This is a genomic window from Neisseria sp. 27098_8_112 (assembly GCF_041433235.1).
Taxonomy (GTDB): Bacteria; Pseudomonadota; Gammaproteobacteria; order Burkholderiales; family Neisseriaceae; genus Neisseria.
Window position 1 is genome coordinate 117,606 of the sequence record NZ_JAPWBB010000005.1, and the last position, 19,393, is coordinate 136,998.

The 19,393-nt window shown below is 49.1% G+C and carries 12 protein-coding genes and 2 pseudogenes; 3 read left to right on the top strand and 11 right to left on the bottom strand.

The features are described 5' to 3' along the window. Positions 1-30: 30 nt before the first annotated feature. The 10 genes and pseudogenes from tig to O3682_RS05015 all read right to left on the bottom strand — a co-directional run bounded on the left by tig (position 31) and on the right by O3682_RS05015 (position 11,616). Positions 31-1,341: a trigger factor gene (gene tig, locus O3682_RS04970; protein WP_371508779.1), complete on the bottom strand. Its 1,311-nt coding sequence runs from the start codon at positions 1,339-1,341 to the stop codon at positions 31-33. Positions 1,342-1,533: 192 nt separating this feature from the next. Then, positions 1,534-3,174, bottom strand: a pseudogene (locus O3682_RS04975) (DNA translocase FtsK); the annotation flags it as partial. A gap of 101 nt (positions 3,175-3,275) precedes the next feature. Continuing rightward, positions 3,276-3,978: pseudogene (locus O3682_RS04980) on the bottom strand (DNA translocase FtsK 4TM domain-containing protein); the annotation flags it as partial. A 188-nt stretch (positions 3,979-4,166) separates the two neighbouring features. Beyond that, complete coding sequence (locus tag O3682_RS04985) at positions 4,167-4,715, bottom strand: hypothetical protein (RefSeq protein WP_070608323.1); 549 nt, start codon at positions 4,713-4,715, stop codon at positions 4,167-4,169. Positions 4,716-4,751: 36 nt separating this feature from the next. Beyond that, the gene (locus tag O3682_RS04990; protein ID WP_314512134.1) at positions 4,752-5,105 is read right to left on the bottom strand and encodes a nucleolar protein; all 354 of its coding nucleotides are present in this window, start codon (positions 5,103-5,105) and stop codon (positions 4,752-4,754) included. Positions 5,106-5,152: 47 nt separating this feature from the next. Beyond that, the gene (locus O3682_RS04995; RefSeq protein WP_371508781.1) at positions 5,153-7,072 is read right to left on the bottom strand and encodes an ATP-binding cassette domain-containing protein; all 1,920 of its coding nucleotides are present in this window, start codon (positions 7,070-7,072) and stop codon (positions 5,153-5,155) included. A 171-nt stretch (positions 7,073-7,243) separates the two neighbouring features. Continuing rightward, on the bottom strand, positions 7,244-8,011 hold the full coding sequence (locus O3682_RS05000; protein WP_371508783.1) for an amino acid ABC transporter ATP-binding protein: 768 nt from the start codon (positions 8,009-8,011) through the stop codon (positions 7,244-7,246). 9 nt (positions 8,012-8,020) lie between these two features. Beyond that, positions 8,021-8,737, bottom strand: coding sequence for an amino acid ABC transporter permease (locus O3682_RS05005; RefSeq protein WP_049333847.1), 717 nt, complete (start codon positions 8,735-8,737; stop codon positions 8,021-8,023). Then, positions 8,727-9,551, bottom strand: coding sequence for an amino acid ABC transporter substrate-binding protein (locus tag O3682_RS05010; RefSeq protein ID WP_049333849.1), 825 nt, complete (start codon positions 9,549-9,551; stop codon positions 8,727-8,729). The genes O3682_RS05005 and O3682_RS05010 overlap by 11 nt, the downstream gene beginning before the upstream one ends. Positions 9,552-9,705: 154 nt before the next feature. Beyond that, complete coding sequence (locus O3682_RS05015; protein ID WP_371508786.1) at positions 9,706-11,616, bottom strand: alpha-amylase family protein; 1,911 nt, start codon at positions 11,614-11,616, stop codon at positions 9,706-9,708. A 666-nt stretch (positions 11,617-12,282) separates the two neighbouring features. On the opposite strand from O3682_RS05015, the gene O3682_RS05020 reads away from it, so the two are divergent. Genes O3682_RS05020 through O3682_RS05030 form a run of 3 tightly spaced genes read left to right on the top strand, consistent with a single transcriptional unit; the run spans position 12,283 to position 15,211 of the window. Then, the gene (locus O3682_RS05020; protein ID WP_070647216.1) at positions 12,283-13,062 is read left to right on the top strand and encodes a (Fe-S)-binding protein; all 780 of its coding nucleotides are present in this window, start codon (positions 12,283-12,285) and stop codon (positions 13,060-13,062) included. After that, a complete protein-coding gene (locus O3682_RS05025; protein ID WP_371508787.1) occupies positions 13,059-13,760 on the top strand; it encodes a LutC/YkgG family protein in 702 nt (233 codons plus the stop codon). Before O3682_RS05020 ends, O3682_RS05025 begins: the two co-directional genes overlap by 4 nt. Further along, positions 13,757-15,211 carry a LutB/LldF family L-lactate oxidation iron-sulfur protein gene (locus O3682_RS05030; RefSeq protein ID WP_049333852.1) on the top strand — a complete coding sequence of 485 codons (1,455 nt, stop codon included), beginning with the start codon at positions 13,757-13,759 and terminating at the stop codon, positions 15,209-15,211. Before O3682_RS05025 ends, O3682_RS05030 begins: the two co-directional genes overlap by 4 nt. A gap of 189 nt (positions 15,212-15,400) precedes the next feature. On the opposite strand, the gene O3682_RS05035 is transcribed toward O3682_RS05030, so the two are convergent. Next, the gene (locus O3682_RS05035; protein ID WP_371508789.1) at positions 15,401-19,234 is read right to left on the bottom strand and encodes a DUF3683 domain-containing protein; all 3,834 of its coding nucleotides are present in this window, start codon (positions 19,232-19,234) and stop codon (positions 15,401-15,403) included. Between the last annotated feature and the right edge of the window lie 159 nt (positions 19,235-19,393).

The following is a 19,393-nucleotide window of genomic DNA, read 5'->3' on the forward strand; positions in this document are numbered from 1 at the left end:
GATTGTCTGTTTCAGACGGCCTTAGAGCGATTAAGCTTGTGCGCCCATTACTTCGTCAAAAGACAGCGCTTTTTCAGTTACTTTAGCTTTGCTCAGAACGAAATCAACGACGTTGCTTTCTACTGCCAAAGAAGTCGGACCTTGCAGGCGGGAAGGCTCTGCGTAGTACCAGTCGATCACTTCTTGAGGATCTTCGTAGCTTTCTGCGAAGTTGGCAACAACGGCTTTGATTTGCTCTTCAGTCGGTTCCAGTTTGTTTTCTTCAACCAGTTTGGCCAAAATCAGACCCAAAGATACGCGGCGTTCGGCTTGCTCTTTGAACATGTCCAAAGGCAGATCCAAGTTGGCAGCGTCAGCCATGCCTTGGTTGACGAAGTTTTGTTTCATTTCGTTTGCCAAGCGGGCGGCTTCTTCATTTACCAAAGCAACAGGCGCTTTCAGCTCTACGGCTTTGAGCAGCGCGTTCATGACAGATTCTTTGGTTTGTTCACCGATGCGGCGCTCAACTTCGCGGCCAACGTTTTTCTTCACTTCTTCCCGCATTTTAGCAACGTCGCCGTCGGCGATACCCAATGCTTTGGCGAAGTCGGCATCAACTTCGGGCAGGATGGGTTCGGATACGTTGTTCAATGTGATGGTGAAGACAGCGGATTTACCGGCAACGTCTTTACCGTGGTAGTCTTCAGGGAAATTGACGGTAACGTCTTTGCTTTCGCCTGCCTTCATGCCGACTACGCCGGCTTCAAATTCAGGCAACATTTGACCTGCGCCCAATACGAAGGCGTAGTTTTTGGATGCGCCGCCGGCGAAAGGTTCGCCGTCGATTTTGCCTTCGAAGTCGATGATGACGCGGTCGCCGTTTTGGGCTTCGCGCTCAACATGGTTGAAGCGGGTGCGTTGTTTGCGCAGGATTTCTACAGTTTGGTCAACTTCGGCATCGCCAACAGTCGCAGTAACTTTTTCTACTTCTTGGGCAGACAGGTCGCCAATAGTTACTTCAGGGAAAACTTCAAAAATAGCGGCAACTTTGAAAGACTCTTGATCGTCTTGTTCTTCAACGCCTTCAAAGCGTGGGTAACCGGCAACTTTCAATTCTTGAGCAACGGCAACTTCGTAGAATTCGCGTTGTACCAATTCGTTGATAACGTCGTTTTGTGCGCTTGCGCCGTACATTTGGGCAATCATTTTGAACGGTGCTTTACCCGGACGGAAGCCGTCAATTTTTGCGCGGCGTTGGGTTTGTTTCAGTTTTTTCTCAGTTTCTGCGTTGATTTTGGACCAAGGCAGAGACAATACTACTTTGCGTTCCAGATTTTCTAAAGTTTCAACAGTTACGCTCATCGTAAGCCCTTAAATTTGTTGTGTTTAAACGGTTATCCTTCTGCTCAGTATTCCGAAGAATTTCGGAAGCGTGCATAAGGTCAAAATTTAGCTGCTTAGTATAACACAATGTTTCATGAATAACATAAAAAGGCCGTCTGAAAAGTGGGAAATTCTTTTCAGACGGCCTTTGTGTTTTGATATTGTTGTTTTTTACAGCTGGTCTTTTTGTGCCAGAATCCGTCGGCTGCCGTTGATGTCTGCAGGAGAGAGAACACCGGCATTTTCAAGCGCATCTATCAAATTGGCGGCACGGTTGTAGCCGATGCGCAATTGGCGTTGCAGGGCGGAAATGGAAGTCTTGCGGCTTTCCAATACGAAGGCAACGGCTTGATCAAATAACTCATCGCTGTTTGCGTTCGGATTGACAATATTGGTGGTTTCGATGGCCGCTTCGCCACTGAGCAGACCTTCCACATAATTGGTCGGAGCCTGTTCTTTGACGAAATTGACGACCTGATGTACTTCATCATCGGAAACAAACGCACCTTGCAGGCGTGTCGGTTCTGCGCTACCCGGTTGCAGGAATAATGAGTCGCCGTATTTGAGCAATTCGTCCGCACCCATTTGGTCAAGAATGGTGCGGCTGTCGATTTTGCTTTGTACGGTAAAGGCCATGCGTGTCGGAATGTTGGCTTTAATCAGGCCGGTAACCACGTCGACACTCGGACGCTGGGTGGCGACAATCATGTGAATGCCTGCCGCACGCGCTTTTTGGGCAAGGCGTGCGATTTGCTGCTCAACGGATTTGCGTTCGGTCATCATCAAGTCTGCCAATTCGTCAATGACGACCACAATCAACGGTAGTTTTTCCAGAGGCTCAGGATCGTCAGGATTTAAGCTGAACGGATTGAGTAATGGCTTACCTGCCGCTTTGGCTTGTTCGACTTTTTGGTTGAAACCGTCCAAATTGCGCACGCCGGCATGGGAAAGCAGGCGGTAGCGTTTTTCCATTTCGGCAACACACCAGTTCAACGCTTGTCCTGCCTCGCGCATATCGGTCACAACCGGACAAAGCAGGTGCGGAATGCCGTCGTAAATGCTCAATTCCAGCATTTTCGGGTCAATCATAATGAAGCGGACTTCGTCGGGCGTGGCTTTGAAGAGCATGGACATAATCATGCCGTTCACACCGACGGATTTACCAGAGCCGGTCATACCTGCGACTAAAAGATGCGGCATTTTTGCCAAGTCGCCGACAACGGGCGTACCTGCAATATCTTTACCCAAAGCAACGGTCAGTTTGGACTTGGCATCGGTAAACACGGGAGAAGAGAGGATCTCACTCAACATCACGTCTTGGCGTTTCTCATTGGGTAATTCGATGCCCATGGTGTTTTTACCGGCAATGGTTTCTACGATACGTACCGCTTGCAGAGACATTGAGCGCGCCAAATCTTTGGACAGGGCGACAATTTGGCTGCCTTTGACACCTTGTGCCGGTTCGATTTCGTAGCGGGTAATCACGGGGCCGGAAGTGGCGGAAACAACCTGTACGCCGATGCCAAATTCAGCCAGCTTGGCCTCGATTAATTCTGCGGTCTGTTGTAATTCATCTGGATTGACGGCAACCGGTTCTTCAGACGGCATACGCAACAGGTTCATGTTGGGTTTGTGGTATTCGCCGTTGTTTTTAGGTTCAGTATCGTCAAACAGGGAAGTTTGGATTTTAGGGGGCGGCGCAACGGATACGGCAACGGTTTTACGGTTGCTGCTGCTACCTGCCAACGGAGCCACCGGAGTAGCGGTAATGGTTTTGGCTTCTTTAACCATGCGGCGCGTATTTTGGGTTTCCAAAGCTTCGGAGTGGACATCTTCTTTTTTATTTTGGAACTGAGACAGTTTTTTCATCAGGTTGCCAAACAGACCGCCCATATGGCTGCCGGATTTGGCCATGACTTCCAACCATGACACCTGAGCCAACAGGGAAATGGATAAAAGCAACATCACCAGCATAATCAACAGGCTGCCCGACTTACCCAGCAGCCAAGCCAAGCCTGAACCGGCCAACAAGCCGACCAAGCCGCCTGCACCGACGGGAAGGGATTCGCTCAATGCGTTGTCAAACAGAAAATGTTCGATAATCGGACTGCACACCAGCAGGAGGAATAATGCCAAAGCAGCTACGCCGTGATTGTAAGGTTTATGGTTTTCCTGCTTTTTCATGGGGCGGAAATTTTTGTAGAGGAAAACGCAAGAGGCGGCGATCCACCACCAAAACGATAGGCCGAACAAATAATACCCGACATCGGAAAGATAGGAACCAAAAAGGCCACCGAGGTTGGCAACATCATGGCTTTTTGGAACGCTGCGCGACCATGCAGGGTCGTCCATGCTGAAACTGGCCAGGGAAATGGCCAGATAAATGGTGATAACCAAGCCAAACAGCCATAAAGCATCATTAATCAAGTTGACGACATGCTCGGGGCGCGCTTTTTTTTCTTCGTTTTTTTGCAGCTCTTTGGCGGCTTTCAGGCGTTGGGAGACCTTATTGTCGGCTTGAGTTTGTGCTTTGGTGGATTTGCGTGTGGTCGGTTTGGCTGCCGGTTTGGTAGAGACGCGTTTTTTTGTTTGGGTTTTAGAAGATTTTGCAGTCATGAGATAAAGGCCGTCTGAAAAGACCGGAGGTAATGTGCGTAAAGGGCAAATTATACCGTATTTACTGGGCACAAGAAATTGAAAAGGGCGTAATCATTATGGGATTCAGGCCGTCTGTTTGGCGTGACGAAAATTTTGGATTTCGTTTCCACCTATTCAGACGGCCTGATGTTTTGATTGATTTGGACTTACATTCTGCCCAGTTCGCGTTGTAGGGCTTGAATGTTTTTCTCTCTATCCAGAACCGCACCTTGCAGCGTACTGATGGCCTGTTGATTGACGCTGCCACCTTTGGCTGTCCGCGCTTGGCTCAGTTGCTTTTTGGCATCGGCCAAAGCCGCGCGTTCATTGGATAACTCGGTTTCCAAAATAGAACGGCGGCTGTTGACACCGGAGGATTTGGGAACCGGAGGAGGAGCTGTTTCAGAAGCGGTGCGGACAGGGGCAGGTTTGGGCGTTACTTTGTGGTTGGATTTTGCCGCTGTGTTTTTGCTTTTTGCCGGAGCTGTTTGTGATGTCGGCGCGTTGAGTGTAGGCGCATCGCTGACCGGGGCGTCGTATCGGCTGCTGCTGTATTTGCCGACAATCGGCAAATCGTTGACGGCTTGGCAGTTGCCGCTTGGGCGCGAGGTATAGACAATTGAGCCGTTGACTTCACAGGTATAGATTTTTGCGGCGTCGGCTTGGCTGTTGAAAACAGCAAGCAGCAGGGATAGGGTAAGCAGATATTTTTTCATGATTCAGGTAGGGCTGATTCGTTGCAGTTGAGCATTTTATTCTTGTTCAGACGGCATAGGCTGCTGTTTTTTAGCTTTTGCACCGTTTTTGTTTTTACTCGGTTTGTCGGCTTTTTTCTCTTGTTTATCGGATTTTTCCGCGCGTGCCTTTTTCTTAGGCTTTGCACTTGCACGTTCATCAGAGGCATTGAGGCTGCGGATGTTGAGGTGGTAACCGCTGCCTTGATGGCCGCTGATTTTAGGCAACTCGGCTTGTGCGCAGGAGGATTTGGGTTCGGAAGTATAGCTGCCGTTGCCGCAGGAATAAACTGCGGCGGCTGCGTGAAGAGAAATGCCCAAGACGAAAGAGGATACGAGGAGGTATCCGGCTTGTTTGATGGTTGAGGTCATGTTTTTCCGTATTGTGTTTTATTTCAGACGGCCTGATGGCTCTATTTTTATTGGGAAAACTCGGCTTCGACATCAACTTGGATTTGCTCAAGCTCTTCCTGCCATTGCAGCCAGTTTTCTTCCAGTCGCGTTAATTTTACTTTAGTTTCTGTTAATTGTGCGAGTGTCTCTTGCAATTTGGGTTTATTTTCTTCTGAATAAGCAGATTCTTGTGCCAAAAATGCTTCACAGGCCGTCTGAATATCAGTCAATCGCACGATTTCTTTTTCGGCTTTGTCGATTTTCTGCTGAATCGGTTTGCTGCGTTTGGCTTTTTCCTGACGGATTTGTGCTTCTATGCGCTTGGTATCCTTACGGCTTTGGCTTTGTGCAGAAGCGGCGGGAGCTGCTGCGGCGTTTTCTTGTGCTAATCGCCATTGACGGTAGTCGTTCAAATCGCCGTCGAAGTTGTTCAGACGGCCTTTGTCAATCAGTAGGAAGCTGTCGGTAGTTGCTTCAAGCAGGCTGCGGTCGTGCGAAACGACAATCAATGCGCCTTGGAAACTTTGCAGGGCAAGTGTCAGGGCGTGGCGCATATCCAAGTCTAGGTGGTTGGTCGGTTCGTCAAGCAGCAGCAGATTAGGTTTTTGCCAGATAATCATGGCAAGGGCGAGCCGCGCTTTTTCACCACCCGAAAAAGGCTCGGTCTTTTGAACCGCCATATCGCCGACAAAGTTGAAACCGCCTAAAAAGTTGCGGATTTCCTGTTCTCGGACTTCGGGCGAAAGCTGCTGGATATGCCAAACCGGACTTTGATCGGCGCGCAATGTGTCCAGTTGGTGTTGGGCAAAATAGCCGATATTGAGCTTCTCGGAGCGTACGATGCTGCCGGAAAGTAAATCGATTTTTCCTGCCAATGCTTTGATAAATGTAGATTTACCGCTGCCGTTAACGCCCAATAGGCCGTAACGTGCGCCGCTTTCCAGAGACAAGGTGATATCGTGCAAAACGGTATTGTCGCCATAACCCAAGTCGGCATGGTCGAGTTTCAACAATGGATTGGGCAGGTGGGTCGGATTGGCAAACTCAAAGGAAAACTCACTATCCAAATGCGCTGGGGCGATGCGCTCGAGCTTGGCTAATGCTTTCATGCGGCTTTGAGCTTGTACGGCCTTTGTGGCTTTGGCTTTGAAACGGTCGATAAAGGATTGCAGATGTTTGATTTGCGCCTGCTGTTTGACGTAGGCGGCTTGTTGTTGCGCCAGACGTTGGGCACGTTCCGCTTGGTAGAAATCGTAATTGCCGCCGTATTGGGTCAGTTTTTGTTGCGACAGCTCGATGGTGTGGGTTGTGGTGGCATTCAAAAAGTCGCGGTCATGGGAGATGATGATTTGCGTACAGGGCAGGGAAGCGAGATGGTTTTCCAGCCATAGTACGGTTTCTAAATCCAAATGGTTGGTCGGTTCGTCCAAAAGCAGCAAATCAGCACGACAAATCAGCGCTTGGGCAAGGTTGAGGCGCATACGCCAGCCGCCGGAGAAGGATTTGACGGGACGGGTATGTTCTTCTTGTGCAAAACCCAAGCCGTTAAGCAGTTTGGCGGCGCGAGCCGGAGCAGTATAGGCATCGATTTCTTCAAGTTTGGCGTGATATTCGGCTTGCTTCATGCCGTCGTTTTGCGCTTCTGCTTGGGCCAAGGCCGTCTGAAAAGCCTGCAATTCGGCATCGCCTTGCAAAACGTAGTCTAAAGCGGAAATATCTAAATCAGGCGTTTCTTGAGAGACGGAAGCCAGACGCCATGTTTTGGGAATAAGGATTTCGCCGCCATCTTGCGTGATTTCACCTTTTATCAGCGCAAACAGGCTGGATTTTCCCGTACCGTTTTTACCGATTAATCCAACGCGTTGGCCGGGGTTGATTACGGCATCGGCTTTATCAAGCAGGACTTTCAAACCGCGTTGCAGGGTGAGTTTTTTAATTTCTATCATGATGGCAGGCAAGGGGGTAAGTAAAACGAAAGGCGTTATTTTACCTGAAAAGACATATAAAAGGCCGTCTGAACAAGTATGAAAACGAAATCAACGATTTCTATTTCACTTATTTAGACGGCCTTTATGAAATGACAGTCGGGAATGCTTTCAAATTGTCTGTCGTTTCAATTAAATTTGAAGATTGGCATTGTCTGCATGGATTTGGCGCAGGAATTTTTGTGTCCGCTCATGTTTGGGATGATTGAACAAATCTTGCGGGCTGCCTTGTTCGACAATAACGCCGCCATCCATCACAACGACGGTGGTTGCCACTTCTAAGGCAAATTTGATTTCATGCGTAACGACAACCATGGTCCAGCCTTCTTGTGCCAATTCCTTCATGGTATCCAAAACATCTTGCACCAATTCAGGGTCGAGTGCGGAAGTCGGTTCATCAAACAGCATTAATTCAGGCTGAATTGCCAATGCGCGGGCAATGCCGACACGCTGCTGTTGACCGCCGGAGAGTTGGTAGGGGTAGAGGTCAATCTTATCGCCCAAACCGACTTTTTCAAGCAATTTGACAGCCTCTTCACGCGCTTTGGCGACAGGCTTGCCTTGTACGGCAACCGGCCCTTCCATGACGTTTTCCAACGCAGTTTTGTGTGGAAAGAGGTTGTATTGTTGGAACACCATGCCGGATTTGCGGCGCAGTGCCAAAATATCATGTTTGCTTGGTTTTTTGGAAAAATCGATGCTTAACGGCTGCGCATTGTCAAACTCGATCTGACCTTGTTCAGGCATTTCTAAAGCGTTTAAACAGCGTAAAAACGTGGTTTTGCCTGATCCGGACGGGCCTAGGATAACCACCACCTGTCCTTTGCCGACATCCAAATCGATGCCGCGCAAAATGGTATTTTCGCCAAAGGTCTTATGGATATTGCGGATTTTAATCATGACAACTCCTTATTTGGCGACATAACGGTCGAAACGTTTTTCCAAACGCGCCTGAATCAAAAACAGCACTTTACAGAAACACCAATAAACCAATGCGGCTTCGATATAAACCGGTAGATAGTCATAGGAGCGATTCGCAATCTGTTGGGTAACTTGGAATAATTCAGTTACCGTTACAACAGCTGCAAGCGAGGTATTTTTGAATAAACCGATAAATTCATTGCTCAAAGGCGGTACGGCAACGCGGAATGCCTGCGGAGCGACAATGCGGTGGAAAGTCTGCATATAGGTCATACCGATGGAGAAACCGGCTTCCCATTGGCCTTTAGGTACGGACAAAATTGCCGCGCGTATGGTTTCGGAAGCGTATGAGCCGACATTGAGCGAAAAGCCGATGATGGCGGCAGGAATCGGGTCGATATAAATACCAACAGATGGCAGACCGTAGAAGACCACTGCTAGTTGTATTAAAAGCGGTGTTCCACGAATGACCGAAATATAGAATTCAACCACTTTAAGTAGAATTTTTTGAAGAATTCCACCTGGTGGCATGATTCTTACCAAAGCAACGGCTACGGCAATAATCATACCGATAACGAAAGAAGCAATCGCCAGAGGAAGAGATACTATAAAGCAGGCTTTGACCATAGGCCAAAACGCGCTGATGAACATATCAGCGCGTGTTTCCGTCATAAACGGCAGAGAAGCAAGAAAATTATTTAACACTGATGTCTTTTCCGAAGAATTGTTCGCCCAGCTTTTTCAGCGTGCCGTCGGCTTTCAGCTCAGTCATGGCTGTGCTGAATTTGGCCAATGCCTCATCATTGCCTTTATTGACAATCAAGCCGGAGCCGACTTTTTCATCAGCCGGGGCAGACCAAACGATTTTTACACCAGCATCAGGTTTATTTTTCAGGTAGTCCAATACTGCCAATTCGTCGTTCAGGGTTGCGTCGGCACGTTTTTGTTCAATCAGGGTCAGAGATTGTGCCAAACCATCTACCGGTACGAGTTCTGCGCCTGCAGCTTTGGCTTTTTCACCATAGTTACTGGTCAGGGATTGTGCGGTTTTCACGCCTTTGATGTCATCTATGGATTTGATGTTGCTGTCTTTGCGTACAACCAATACAGCACCGCTCCAGCTGTAAGGTTCGGATTTGTCAAAAGTCGCTTGACGCTCAGGGCTGGTCAGGCCAACTTGGTTGGCGACTACGTCAAAACGGCCGGCTTTTAAACCTGCCATCATGGAGTCCCAACGTGTTTCTTTAAATTCAACTTTGATGCCCAGTTTGTCGGCAACTGCGCGGGTTACTTCGACATCATAGCCGGTCAATTTGCCGTCTTTGTCGTGGTAGGTAAATGGTGCGTAAGTACCTTCCGTACCGACAGTGATGGTACCTTTGTTGTTGATACGCTCAATCAGCGAGCCGGAGGCCGCACCGGATTGTGCCGGAGCAGAAGAAGCTGAGTTGCTACCTTCTCCACCGCAAGCAGCCAAAACTACTGCAGCGATGGTACCGAGTACGAATTTTTTCAACATGGATTTTTACTCCTGACTTTAAGTGTGTCATTTAGTATTAAAGCGTGCATTCTAAGCGAAACTGCCCAAAATACAAAATACATCTTATTTCTTAAAAGGCCGTCTGAACGCTGATTTGTTCAGACGGCCTTGAGTGGTGTATCAAAATTTCGGCTTATGCAATTTCAAGCCACATGACTTGATAGGGTTGCAGTACCAAATCCTGATTCAGAGAAACGGTTTGGCCGCTGATCAAATCGTGCGCTTTAAACGGCATGGCCTGCAGAGTGTGCGCACTGATGGTTTGCGCATGTTCGCTGAAGTTGCCGAATGCCAAAAGCGCGTTGTTGCGCATATAGCCGATGATGTGTTTGTTGTTGGTGTTGAAGGTGACCAATCTGCCGCCATTAAAGCGCGGATTGCTTTGGCGGATGGAAATCATATGGCGCAAACCTTGGAAGATTTGACCGGCAGTGGTCGAGCCGTCATGACGTTGGTTATACAACTCCTCATTGTAACGAGGACGGTGTGCCCAGCGGCTGTCGTCGCTCTTGTTGCTATCGTTCGACCAGTCGTCGTCGTTGAGCGTACCGACTTCGTCGCCTAGGTAAATCAGCGGTAGGCCGCCGGTACTCAAAGCAATGCTGTACAAAAGTTTAATGCGCTCAACGGCATATGGATCGTTTTGCGCCAAGCCGACCAATGCTGCGGCTGTACCGCTGACACGGCAGTCGCCTGTGCTTGGGTTGTATTGGAACGGTACACCGCGCGCGAAGCTGCCGTCGAAATGGTTGACGAAGAAGCGGTTGAGGAATTGGCGGTGGTCGTAGCCGTGGATGCCGAATTGCGATGCGTCTTCGTCGGCGAACGTCCAGCCGATGTCGTCATGGCTGCGGACGTAGTTGACCCATGCCGTGTGGTCGGGCAGGTTGTGACGGTAGGTCAGTGCTTGATGGAGCAGGTTGACTTCGCGCGTGGCGAGGGTGTTCCACAACAATGCCATTTGCAGAGGGTTGTAGCCGATTTGACATTCGTCTTGGCTGATGTATTGGACAACTTGGTCAGGATGGACAATGGCTTCGGATTTGAAGAACACAGCTGGCGCTGCAATACGCATTACGGAGTTAAACGCGCGAATTAAGGCATGGGCTTGCGGCAGGTTTTCGCAGCTTGTGCCCATTTGCTTCCAAATAAAGGCAACAGCGTCCATGCGCAGAATATCAACGCCCAAGTTGGCAAGGAACATCATTTCGCCTGCCATGGCACGGAATACCCATGGGTTGCTGTAATTCAAGTCCCATTGGAAGGAGTTGAACGTCGTCCATACCCAGCGTCCGTCTTCCAGTTGGGAGAAGCCGCCCGGATGTTGGTCGGGGAAGATTTCACGCAGGGTGCGGTCGTATTGGTCGGGCATCCAGCGGTCGGGGAAGATGTAGTAGAAGTTGTCGTAGAGCGGATCGCCGGCGGCGCAGCCTTTTGCCCATTCGTGTTCGTTAGAAGTATGGTTGAAGATGAAATCGACAACGGCGGAAATACCTGCTTCATGCAAGGCGGCAATGACATCGCGCAAGTCGTCTATTGTGCCCAGTGCCGGATTGACATCGCGGTAGCTGCTGACCGCATAGCCGCCGTCGCTTTTGCCTTCAGGGCATTTAAACAGGGGCATCAGGTGCAGATAGGTCAGACCCAACTCTTGGAAATAGGGGATTTTGGCTTTCAAACCTTGCAGATCGCCTGCGAACAAATCGACGTAGCACACGCCGCCAACCTGTTTGTTGGATAAAATCCAGTCAGGATCGTTTTCACGCGCAATATCAATATCTTTTAAGGATGAGTTGCGTTGGGAATAGCTTTGCCATGCTTGGGCAATCAGTTGCTCCAGCATGGGGAGGACGGCTTCGTTGTTGTTGTAAACATTATCCAGCTCGTGCATCAGTTTTGGGAAGTGTTCTTCAAGTCGTCTGTCAAACTGTTTCCAGTCTTCAGATGTCTCGATACTTACACGCTGTTCGGGGGTATAAATCGATAGAGTGCGTTCTTTAAGGTGATGCAAGGTCAAATCAACCTGTTGAGTCTGGGTCAACATAATGCCTACTCCGAAGTTAAGGTGAAATTGTTTTGAAGCTTGGTTTCACTTCTTTTGCAAATTCATGCCGATTGTGGGCGGCTAAGACTGTAATTTTGTGTCAAGAAACTGTCTCAATGATACTGGAAGTGCTTGAGTGTGCATAGGGTTTTCTCGGCTCCGGAAAAGGTTTTTTCAAGTGTTTGATTTTGATTAAAAGTAGGGTTGAGCATATGAAAAGCGGCCTTTTGACGAACTTATCTTTCAGACGGCCTGAGTTTGTGAGAAAAACTTTTATTTTTATTATCTTAGATATCTCTTTATTTCAATATGGCCGTCTGAAACATATGTGCAACATAGCGGATTACTTATTTCATCTAAAAACGTGTCATGGAGATTAAGTTCATGACTTCTGATGTAAATCAAAATTCTAGAAAGAGGCAGTTATTCTGTTTTAAATAGAGAGGGAATGTACGAATTTCATTCATCAAAAAATGAATCCATAAAATCTATTATTGATAGTGGTTATTGTTTATATTATCAAGTTAATAAGGAAGGGGTGTTTGTCTGGTTTGTCATGCTTTTTTAATATTATTTTTTAAAATTAGACTTGACCCATTACAAGCAATTACTTAAAGTACCCATCTTATTTTTACACAAGAAAACGGGTTGTCCCGTTCCAAAAAAATGAGCGCAATCAAACCACCACAAATCACCGTATTCGACAGCAAGCCAACCGATGCTTATTTCTTCGGTACTTGCGTTCTCGACCTTTTCATGCCTGAAGCCGGTATGGATGCCATCACTTTAATCGAACAACAGGGCATCCGTATCCATTATCCGATGGAGCAAAGCTGCTGTGGCCAACCAGCCTATTCATCAGGCCATCCTAAAGAAGCCTTTGATGTTGCCAAAGCGCAACTGGATTTATTCCCTGAAAATTGGCCGATTGTCGTGCCTTCCGGTTCTTGCGGTGGCATGATGAAACACCACTGGCCGACTTTGTTTAAAGGTACCGAGTACGAGCAAAAAGCCATTGATTGCGCCAACCGTATCATTGAATTCACCCACTTCCTGCTGGCGATTGGTTACAAACCTGAAGATAAAGGCGAGCCGGTTAAAGTGGCCGTTCATACTTCCTGCGCGGCGCGTCGTGAGATGAATGTCCATGTGTCAGGCTGGCAGCTGATTGACGGCATGGAAAATGTTGAACGTATCGTTCATGACCATGAAAGCGAGTGCTGCGGTTTTGGCGGTACATTCTCTGTGAAACAAGCTGATATTTCCGGCGCGATGGTAACCGACAAAGTTGCAGCCTTAAAAGAAACAGGCGCAACTGAAATCATCAGTGCGGATTGCGGCTGCATGATGAATATCGGCGGCAAAATTGCTAAAGACGAACCCAATATGCCGCGTCCGAAACATATTGCATCTTTCCTGTTGGAACGTACCGGAGGTAAAGCATGAGCGCGCGCGAAAATATTTTAGCGAAACTGAAAAAAGCCGATGCCTTGCCGATGGAAGAACCGCCGGTTTTTGATTATTACCGTGAAATGGGTGTTTCTTGGGCAAACGATGTCGAACGCTTGAAACATTGGGCGGCTGCCATGCGTGCCGTCAAAACTGAAATCTATTGGGTTACCAAATCCAACTGGCCGCAAGTATTCCGCCAAGCAGCCGAAGGTAAAGGCTTGAAAAACATTCTGCTCCCATTGGAAACAGAACATGGTCAGCTGGCCCGTGCAGCTTTGGCCGATACCGATATTGAACCGCGTGGTTTTGAGCGAAAAATCGACGACTGGAAAAACGAATTCTTTACCGATATTGAGGCTGGTTTTAGCGGCTCTAAATGCGGTATTGCCCGTACCGGCACGATTATGCTGGAGTCCAGCCCTGTTGAGCCGCGCAGCCTGAGTTTGGTTCCGCCTGTGCATTTCTGCCTGTTTGACACCAGCAAAATGTACAATGAATTCCATAATGCTGTTGAAGGCGAAAAACTGGTAGGAAAAGGCATGCCTACCAACGTTATTTTGATTTCCGGCCCGTCTAAGACTGCCGATATTCAATTGACTTTGGCCTATGGTGCACACGGCCCGCGCGATTTGGTGGTTTTGGCTGTTCTGCCTGATCACATTTCCCCTGCCGATTTGGAGGAAAAAGCATGAGTTCCCAAACCATTAAATTCCATATGAAGCCGGAAACGTTCAAGCAAAACGCCGCGATTTCTTTGCAAGACAAGCCTCTGCGTAAAAGCTTGCGCACAGCGATGGATATGCTGATGACCAAGCGCAAAGCCGTTTTGACAGATGAAGAAGAGCTGCAAAGCCTGCGTGACTTGTGTGAACATGTCCGTCAACGTTCGTTGTCCAAATTGCCTGCATTGCTGGAACAATTGGAAGAAAACCTGACCAAGCTGGGCGTTAAAGTCCACTGGGCGGAAACACCTGCCGAAGCCTGCCAAATCATTCACAACATCATTACCGATAAAAACGGTAAGCTGATGGTGAAAGGCAAATCTATGGTCAGCGAAGAGATTGAGCTGAACCATTATCTGCAAGACCAAGGCATCAAAGCGGTTGAGAGCGACTTGGGCGAGTTTATCGTTCAAATGGCCGGCGAAAAACCAACCCATATCGTGATGCCTGCCATTCACAAGACCAAAGAGCAGGTTAGCGAGCTTTTCCATCAAAACCTTGGCACTCCATTAACAGATGATGTAGACCAGTTGACTGGATTTGCGCGTAAAGCATTGCGCGATATTTACAGCACTGCCGATGTCGGTTTGAGCGGTGTGAACTTTGCCGTTGCTGAAACGGGCACTTTGTGTCTGGTCGAAAACGAAGGCAACGGCCGCTTGAGTACCACTGTACCGCCTGTGCACATTGCCATTACCGGTATTGAAAAAGTGGTTGCGAAGCTGTCGGATGTTCCACCTTTATACAGCCTGTTGCCACGCTCCGCCATCGGTCAGAACATTACCACTTATTTCAATATGATTACCGGCCCTCGCCGTAGCGAAGAGCTGGACGGCCCTCAAGAAATGCACTTGGTACTGCTTGATAACGGCCGTAGTCAAGCTTATGCAGAAGATCAAATGCGCCGTACCTTGCAATGTATCCGTTGCGGTGCGTGTATGAACCACTGTCCGGTTTACACCCGTATCGGTGGCGCGGCTTACGGTACGACTTATCCCGGCCCGATTGGCGAGATTATCTCTCCGCATTTGTTAGGTTTGGATGCGACACGCGATCTGCCGACTGCGTGTACCATGTGTGGCGCCTGCGTTGAAGTTTGTCCAGTACGCATTCCGATTACCGAACAAATGCAACGTCTGCGTGTTGAAGCACAACGTTCGCCAACAGAAACCGTTCCACATCCTATTCGTGGTCAAGGTGCATCGCATACTTTCGGCGAACAAATGGCATGGCGTACGTTTAACGGTATTTTCAGCGGCAGTAAGGCTTATCGAGCATTCGGCTGGGCTGCTACCAAATTCCGTGCATTGACGCCAAGCAAGCAGTTAAGCTGGACCAATAACCATGTTCCGATGAAACCTGCCAAGCAAACATTGCATGAGATGATGGCAGAAAGAAAACGTCAGCAAGAAAAAGCATAAGGCTTAATAAATAAAACCTGAGGAATTAAAAGGCCTCAGGTTTTATTTTTTATTGAATGCTGCTGGTGTGGCATCGCTATTTGTAAAGGTGTTTGATTTGATTATTTTATCTTGATTCTTTTAAAGAAAAAGGCCGTCTGAAAGATTTTCAGACGGCCTTTATTACAGCCAAAAGTTTTGCCTAAGTCCTTAGAGCAATACTTTTTCCACACCGCCGTTATTGGCTTTTTTCACAAACTCATCCAGCCAGTTTTCGCCGAGGATGTGTTTCGCCATTTCAATGACTATGTAGTCTGCAGGCATATTGTTGTCGTCGGCGTAGCGGCTCAAGCCTTGCAGGCAGGCTGGGCAGGAGGTAAGCATTTTGACGGGTTCGCCCTGCGGCAGCTCTTTGAGGTTTTTCTCAATTTCCTCTTGTTTGCGGAACTTGACCTGAGTGGCAATGTCTGGTCGTTTGACGGCAAACATACCGGACTCGCCGCAACAGCGGTCGCTTAAGATGACTTTCTGTCCCATCAGGCTGCTGGCCATTTGGGTGGCGTTCATAGTTTTAATCGGGGTATGGCAAGGGTCGTGGTAGAGGTATTGCTGACCTTTCACGCCGTTTAGTTGCACCCCTTTTTCAAGCAGATATTCGTGGATATCGATGATACGGCAGCCTGGGAAGATTTCTTCAAAACGGTATTTTTCCAGTTGGTCATAGCAGGTACCGCAACTGACGACGACGGTTTTAATGTCGAGGTAGTTGAGGGTGTTCGCCATACGGTGAAAGGCGACGCGGTTGTTGGTGCTCATTTCTTCGGCTTTAGCCTTATTGCCGCCTGCGTCTTGAGGATAGCCGCAACACATATAGCCTGGCGGCAGGACGGTTTGTACACCGACATGCCAGAGCATGGCTTGGACGGCGAGTCCGATTTGGCTGAACAGGCGCTCAGAGCCGCAACCTGGGAAGTAGAACACGGCCTCGGCATCTTCCGGAGAAGCCGGATTGCGGATGATAGGAATACTTTTGTCGTCTTCTATACCCAGCATGGAGCGCGGAGTTTTGGCAGGCACGCTTTTGGGTAAAGGACGGTTGATGAAATGGATAACCTGTTCTTTGATTGAGGCGGTACCGACGGTGGCTTTCGGTTCGGCTTTTTGCTTTTTAGTGCCAATCGGAAGAAGCTTGCCGATTTTGTAGGCAAAGTTTTGTGCAGGGAAGCCGGTCTGTATCATTGCGGCGCGAAGGACTTTGATGGTTTTCGGGCCTGTGGCGTTCAAAAATGCCATACCCATTGAAGCCGCAGGCGCAAAGCGTTTGTGGCCGGAATCGGCAAGGTAGTTGCGGACGGCTACGGTAACGTCGCCAAAGTCGATGTTGACAGGGCAAGGTTTAACGCAGCGATGGCACACGGTGCAGTGGTCGCCGATGTCCATCAGTTCTTCAAAATGTTTGACGGAAACGCCGCGACGGGTTTGTTCTTCGTATAAGAAGGCTTCGGTCAGCAAGCCTACGCCGAGAATTTTATTGCGGGGGCTGTACAGCAGGTTGGCACGCGGAACGTGAGTAGAGCAAACAGGTTTACATTTGCCGCAGCGCAGACAGTCTTTGATGGAATCGGCGATGGTACCGAGGTCTGATTTTTCCATAATCAGCGATTCCGCACCCAAAAGCTCGAAGGATGGTGTGTAGGCGTTGCGTAAGTCCGAGCCTTTCATCAGTTTGTGACGATTGAAGGTATGTTTCGGATCGACTTGGTTTTTGTAGTTCCAAAACGGTTGCAAATCTTCATCGGTCAAAAATTCGAGCTTGGTAATGCCGATGCCGTGTTCGCCGGAAATTACGCCACCGAGCGAACGGGCGATTTTCATAATGCGTTCGACCGAACGATAGGCCGTCTGAAGCATTTGGGCGTCGTCTGAATTGACGGGGATGTTGGTATGGACGTTGCCGTCGCCGGCGTGCATATGCAACGCGACGAAGACACGCCCGCGCACGGTTTTGGCGTGGATTTTGCCTAAGCCTTCGATGATTTTGGTGTCGGTTTTGCCGCTGAAGATTTCGGCGAGCGGTTTCATTACGTCGTCTTTGACGGACACGCGCAGGCGGAAATCGCGGAAGGCAATAAAGCAGCTCTCCTCGTCTTTGGCTTCGGGCGCGGCATGGACGGCTTGGCCGTAGCGGGCTTTATAATCGGCAAGTGGCGTGTCCAGATTGGCGAGCAACCAGTCCCAACGCTCTTTGACGGCGGAAACGTGGACTAGGGCGTGTTTGCCGCGTTCGCCCAATAGTTCGGCAGTTGGCAGGTCGGTTCCCATTTTGTCGATGGGGAGTTTGCCGGACAGATATTGCTCCAAGGCGGCACAGAGTTTGAGTTTGTTTTGGATGGAAAGCTCAATGTTGATGCGTTCGATGCCGTCTGAATACTCGCCGAGCCTTTCGAGTGGGATTACTACGTCTTCGTTGATTTTAAAGGCGTTGGTATGTTTGGCAATGGCGGCGGTGCGGCTGCGGTCAAGCCAGAAGGTTTTGCGCGCTTCTGGAGATATGGCGATAAAGCCTTCTCCGTCACGGGCGCGGGCGAGTTCGCAGATGTGTTCGGCGGCTGCCTGCACGGCAGCTTCATCGTCGGAAACCACGTCTGCCAGCAAGACCATTTTAGGTCGGCCTTTACCTGCCGCTTTGGTGGCATAGCCGACAGCGCGGACGTAACGCCAGTCTAAATGTTCCAAACCGGCCAGTCGTACGCTTTCATGGGCAAGCAGGAAATCGCGGATTTCGACGATGGAAGGTGTGGCGGTGGCGACCGTGCCGAAAAATTCCATACACACGGTGCGCGTGTATTTCGGCATTTTATGTAACACGAAAGCAACGCTGGTGATGATGCCGTCCGTGCCTTCTTTTTGCACGCCGGGCAGGCCGCTCAAGAATTTGTCGGTAACGTCTTTGCCCAAACCGACTTTGCGGAATTTGTGACCGGGAATTTCCAAGCGTTCGGTTTTAACGATATTGATGCCGTCTGAATCGAACGTATGTACGTCAAACAAGGCGGTTTCTTCATCGTGGATTTTGCCGAAATTGTGGCGCACGCGTTCGATACGCAACCATTCGCCTTGAGGATTGACCATGTTCCAGTAGGCGAGGTTGTCCAAGGCAGTACCCCACAGCACGGCTTTTTTACCGCCTGCGTTCATTGCCACATTACCACCCACGCAAGACGCATCGGCGGAAGTCGGATCAACGGCGAACACTAAACCTGCCTGATGTGCGGTTTCTTCTACCCGGCGGGTTACTACGCCTGCGCCGCAATGGATAATTGGATGTCTGCCATCCAAGCCTGCCAGCTCAACGTATTCGACGCCGCGATGCTTGTCGAGTTTTTCGGTATTGATGACTGCGCTGTTTGCGTCCAAAGGTACAGCGCCACCGGTATAACCCGTACCGCCGCCGCGCGGGATAATAACTAAGTCCAACTCGATTAAGGCGCGCACCAAAGGCGCGATCTCTGCCTCGGTATCAGGATTGACGACGACAAATGGATACTCCACGCGCCAGTCGGTCGCATCGGTAACGTGCGTTACGCGAGCCAATCCGTCAAACATGATGTTGTGCGGTTTGGTGATTTTGCTTAAGCGCTCCAAAATTAGATGGCGTTTTTGGATGGTTTCATCAAAACTGCTATCAAAACGCTTGACTGCTTTTTCTGCTGCGGCAACCAAGACATCCACTTGCCGATTATCATCGCGGCGTTTGCGGATTTCATTTAAGCGGTGGCGCATTTCGCGTACCAACGCGGCGCGGCGTTTTGGGTGCTCCAGCAAGTCATCGACCAGATACGGATTGCGCACGACCACCCAAATATCGCCCAATACTTCAAACAGCATTCGTGCCGAACGTCCTGTTTTGCGTTGACCGCGCAGGTCTTGCAGGATTTGCCACGCTTCGTTGCCCAACAGTCGGATGACGATTTCGCGGTCGGTATAAGAAGTATAGTTATAGGGAATTTCTCGAATACGCTGAGGGGCAGTAGTCGTGGTCATGGTCGTGTTCCGTTGATGGATGTAATGTTTTTATATTAAAGGCCATCTGAAAAATGCAATTTCTTCTTGATGGCGTAAGGTGTTAATGTAGTGTAATTTTCGATATTTTTCAATGGAAAAGACAATAAACATTTCAATGGGAATGATTTGCAACTAGGT

Coding starts and splice junctions, on each gene's coding strand:
- O3682_RS05020 (WP_070647216.1), top strand. CDS start 12,283: ATGAGCGCAATCAAACCACCACAAATCACCGTATTCGACAGCAAGCCA.
- O3682_RS04985 (WP_070608323.1), bottom strand. CDS start 4,715: ATGAAAAAATATCTGCTTACCCTATCCCTGCTGCTTGCTGTTTTCAAC.
- O3682_RS04990 (WP_314512134.1), bottom strand. CDS start 5,105: ATGACCTCAACCATCAAACAAGCCGGATACCTCCTCGTATCCTCTTTC.
- O3682_RS05015 (WP_371508786.1), bottom strand. CDS start 11,616: ATGTTGACCCAGACTCAACAGGTTGATTTGACCTTGCATCACCTTAAA.
- tig (WP_371508779.1), bottom strand. CDS start 1,341: ATGAGCGTAACTGTTGAAACTTTAGAAAATCTGGAACGCAAAGTAGTA.
- O3682_RS05035 (WP_371508789.1), bottom strand. CDS start 19,234: ATGACCACGACTACTGCCCCTCAGCGTATTCGAGAAATTCCCTATAAC.
- O3682_RS04995 (WP_371508781.1), bottom strand. CDS start 7,072: ATGATAGAAATTAAAAAACTCACCCTGCAACGCGGTTTGAAAGTCCTG.
- O3682_RS05030 (WP_049333852.1), top strand. CDS start 13,757: ATGAGTTCCCAAACCATTAAATTCCATATGAAGCCGGAAACGTTCAAG.
- O3682_RS05010 (WP_049333849.1), bottom strand. CDS start 9,551: ATGTTGAAAAAATTCGTACTCGGTACCATCGCTGCAGTAGTTTTGGCT.
- O3682_RS05000 (WP_371508783.1), bottom strand. CDS start 8,011: ATGATTAAAATCCGCAATATCCATAAGACCTTTGGCGAAAATACCATT.
- O3682_RS05025 (WP_371508787.1), top strand. CDS start 13,059: ATGAGCGCGCGCGAAAATATTTTAGCGAAACTGAAAAAAGCCGATGCC.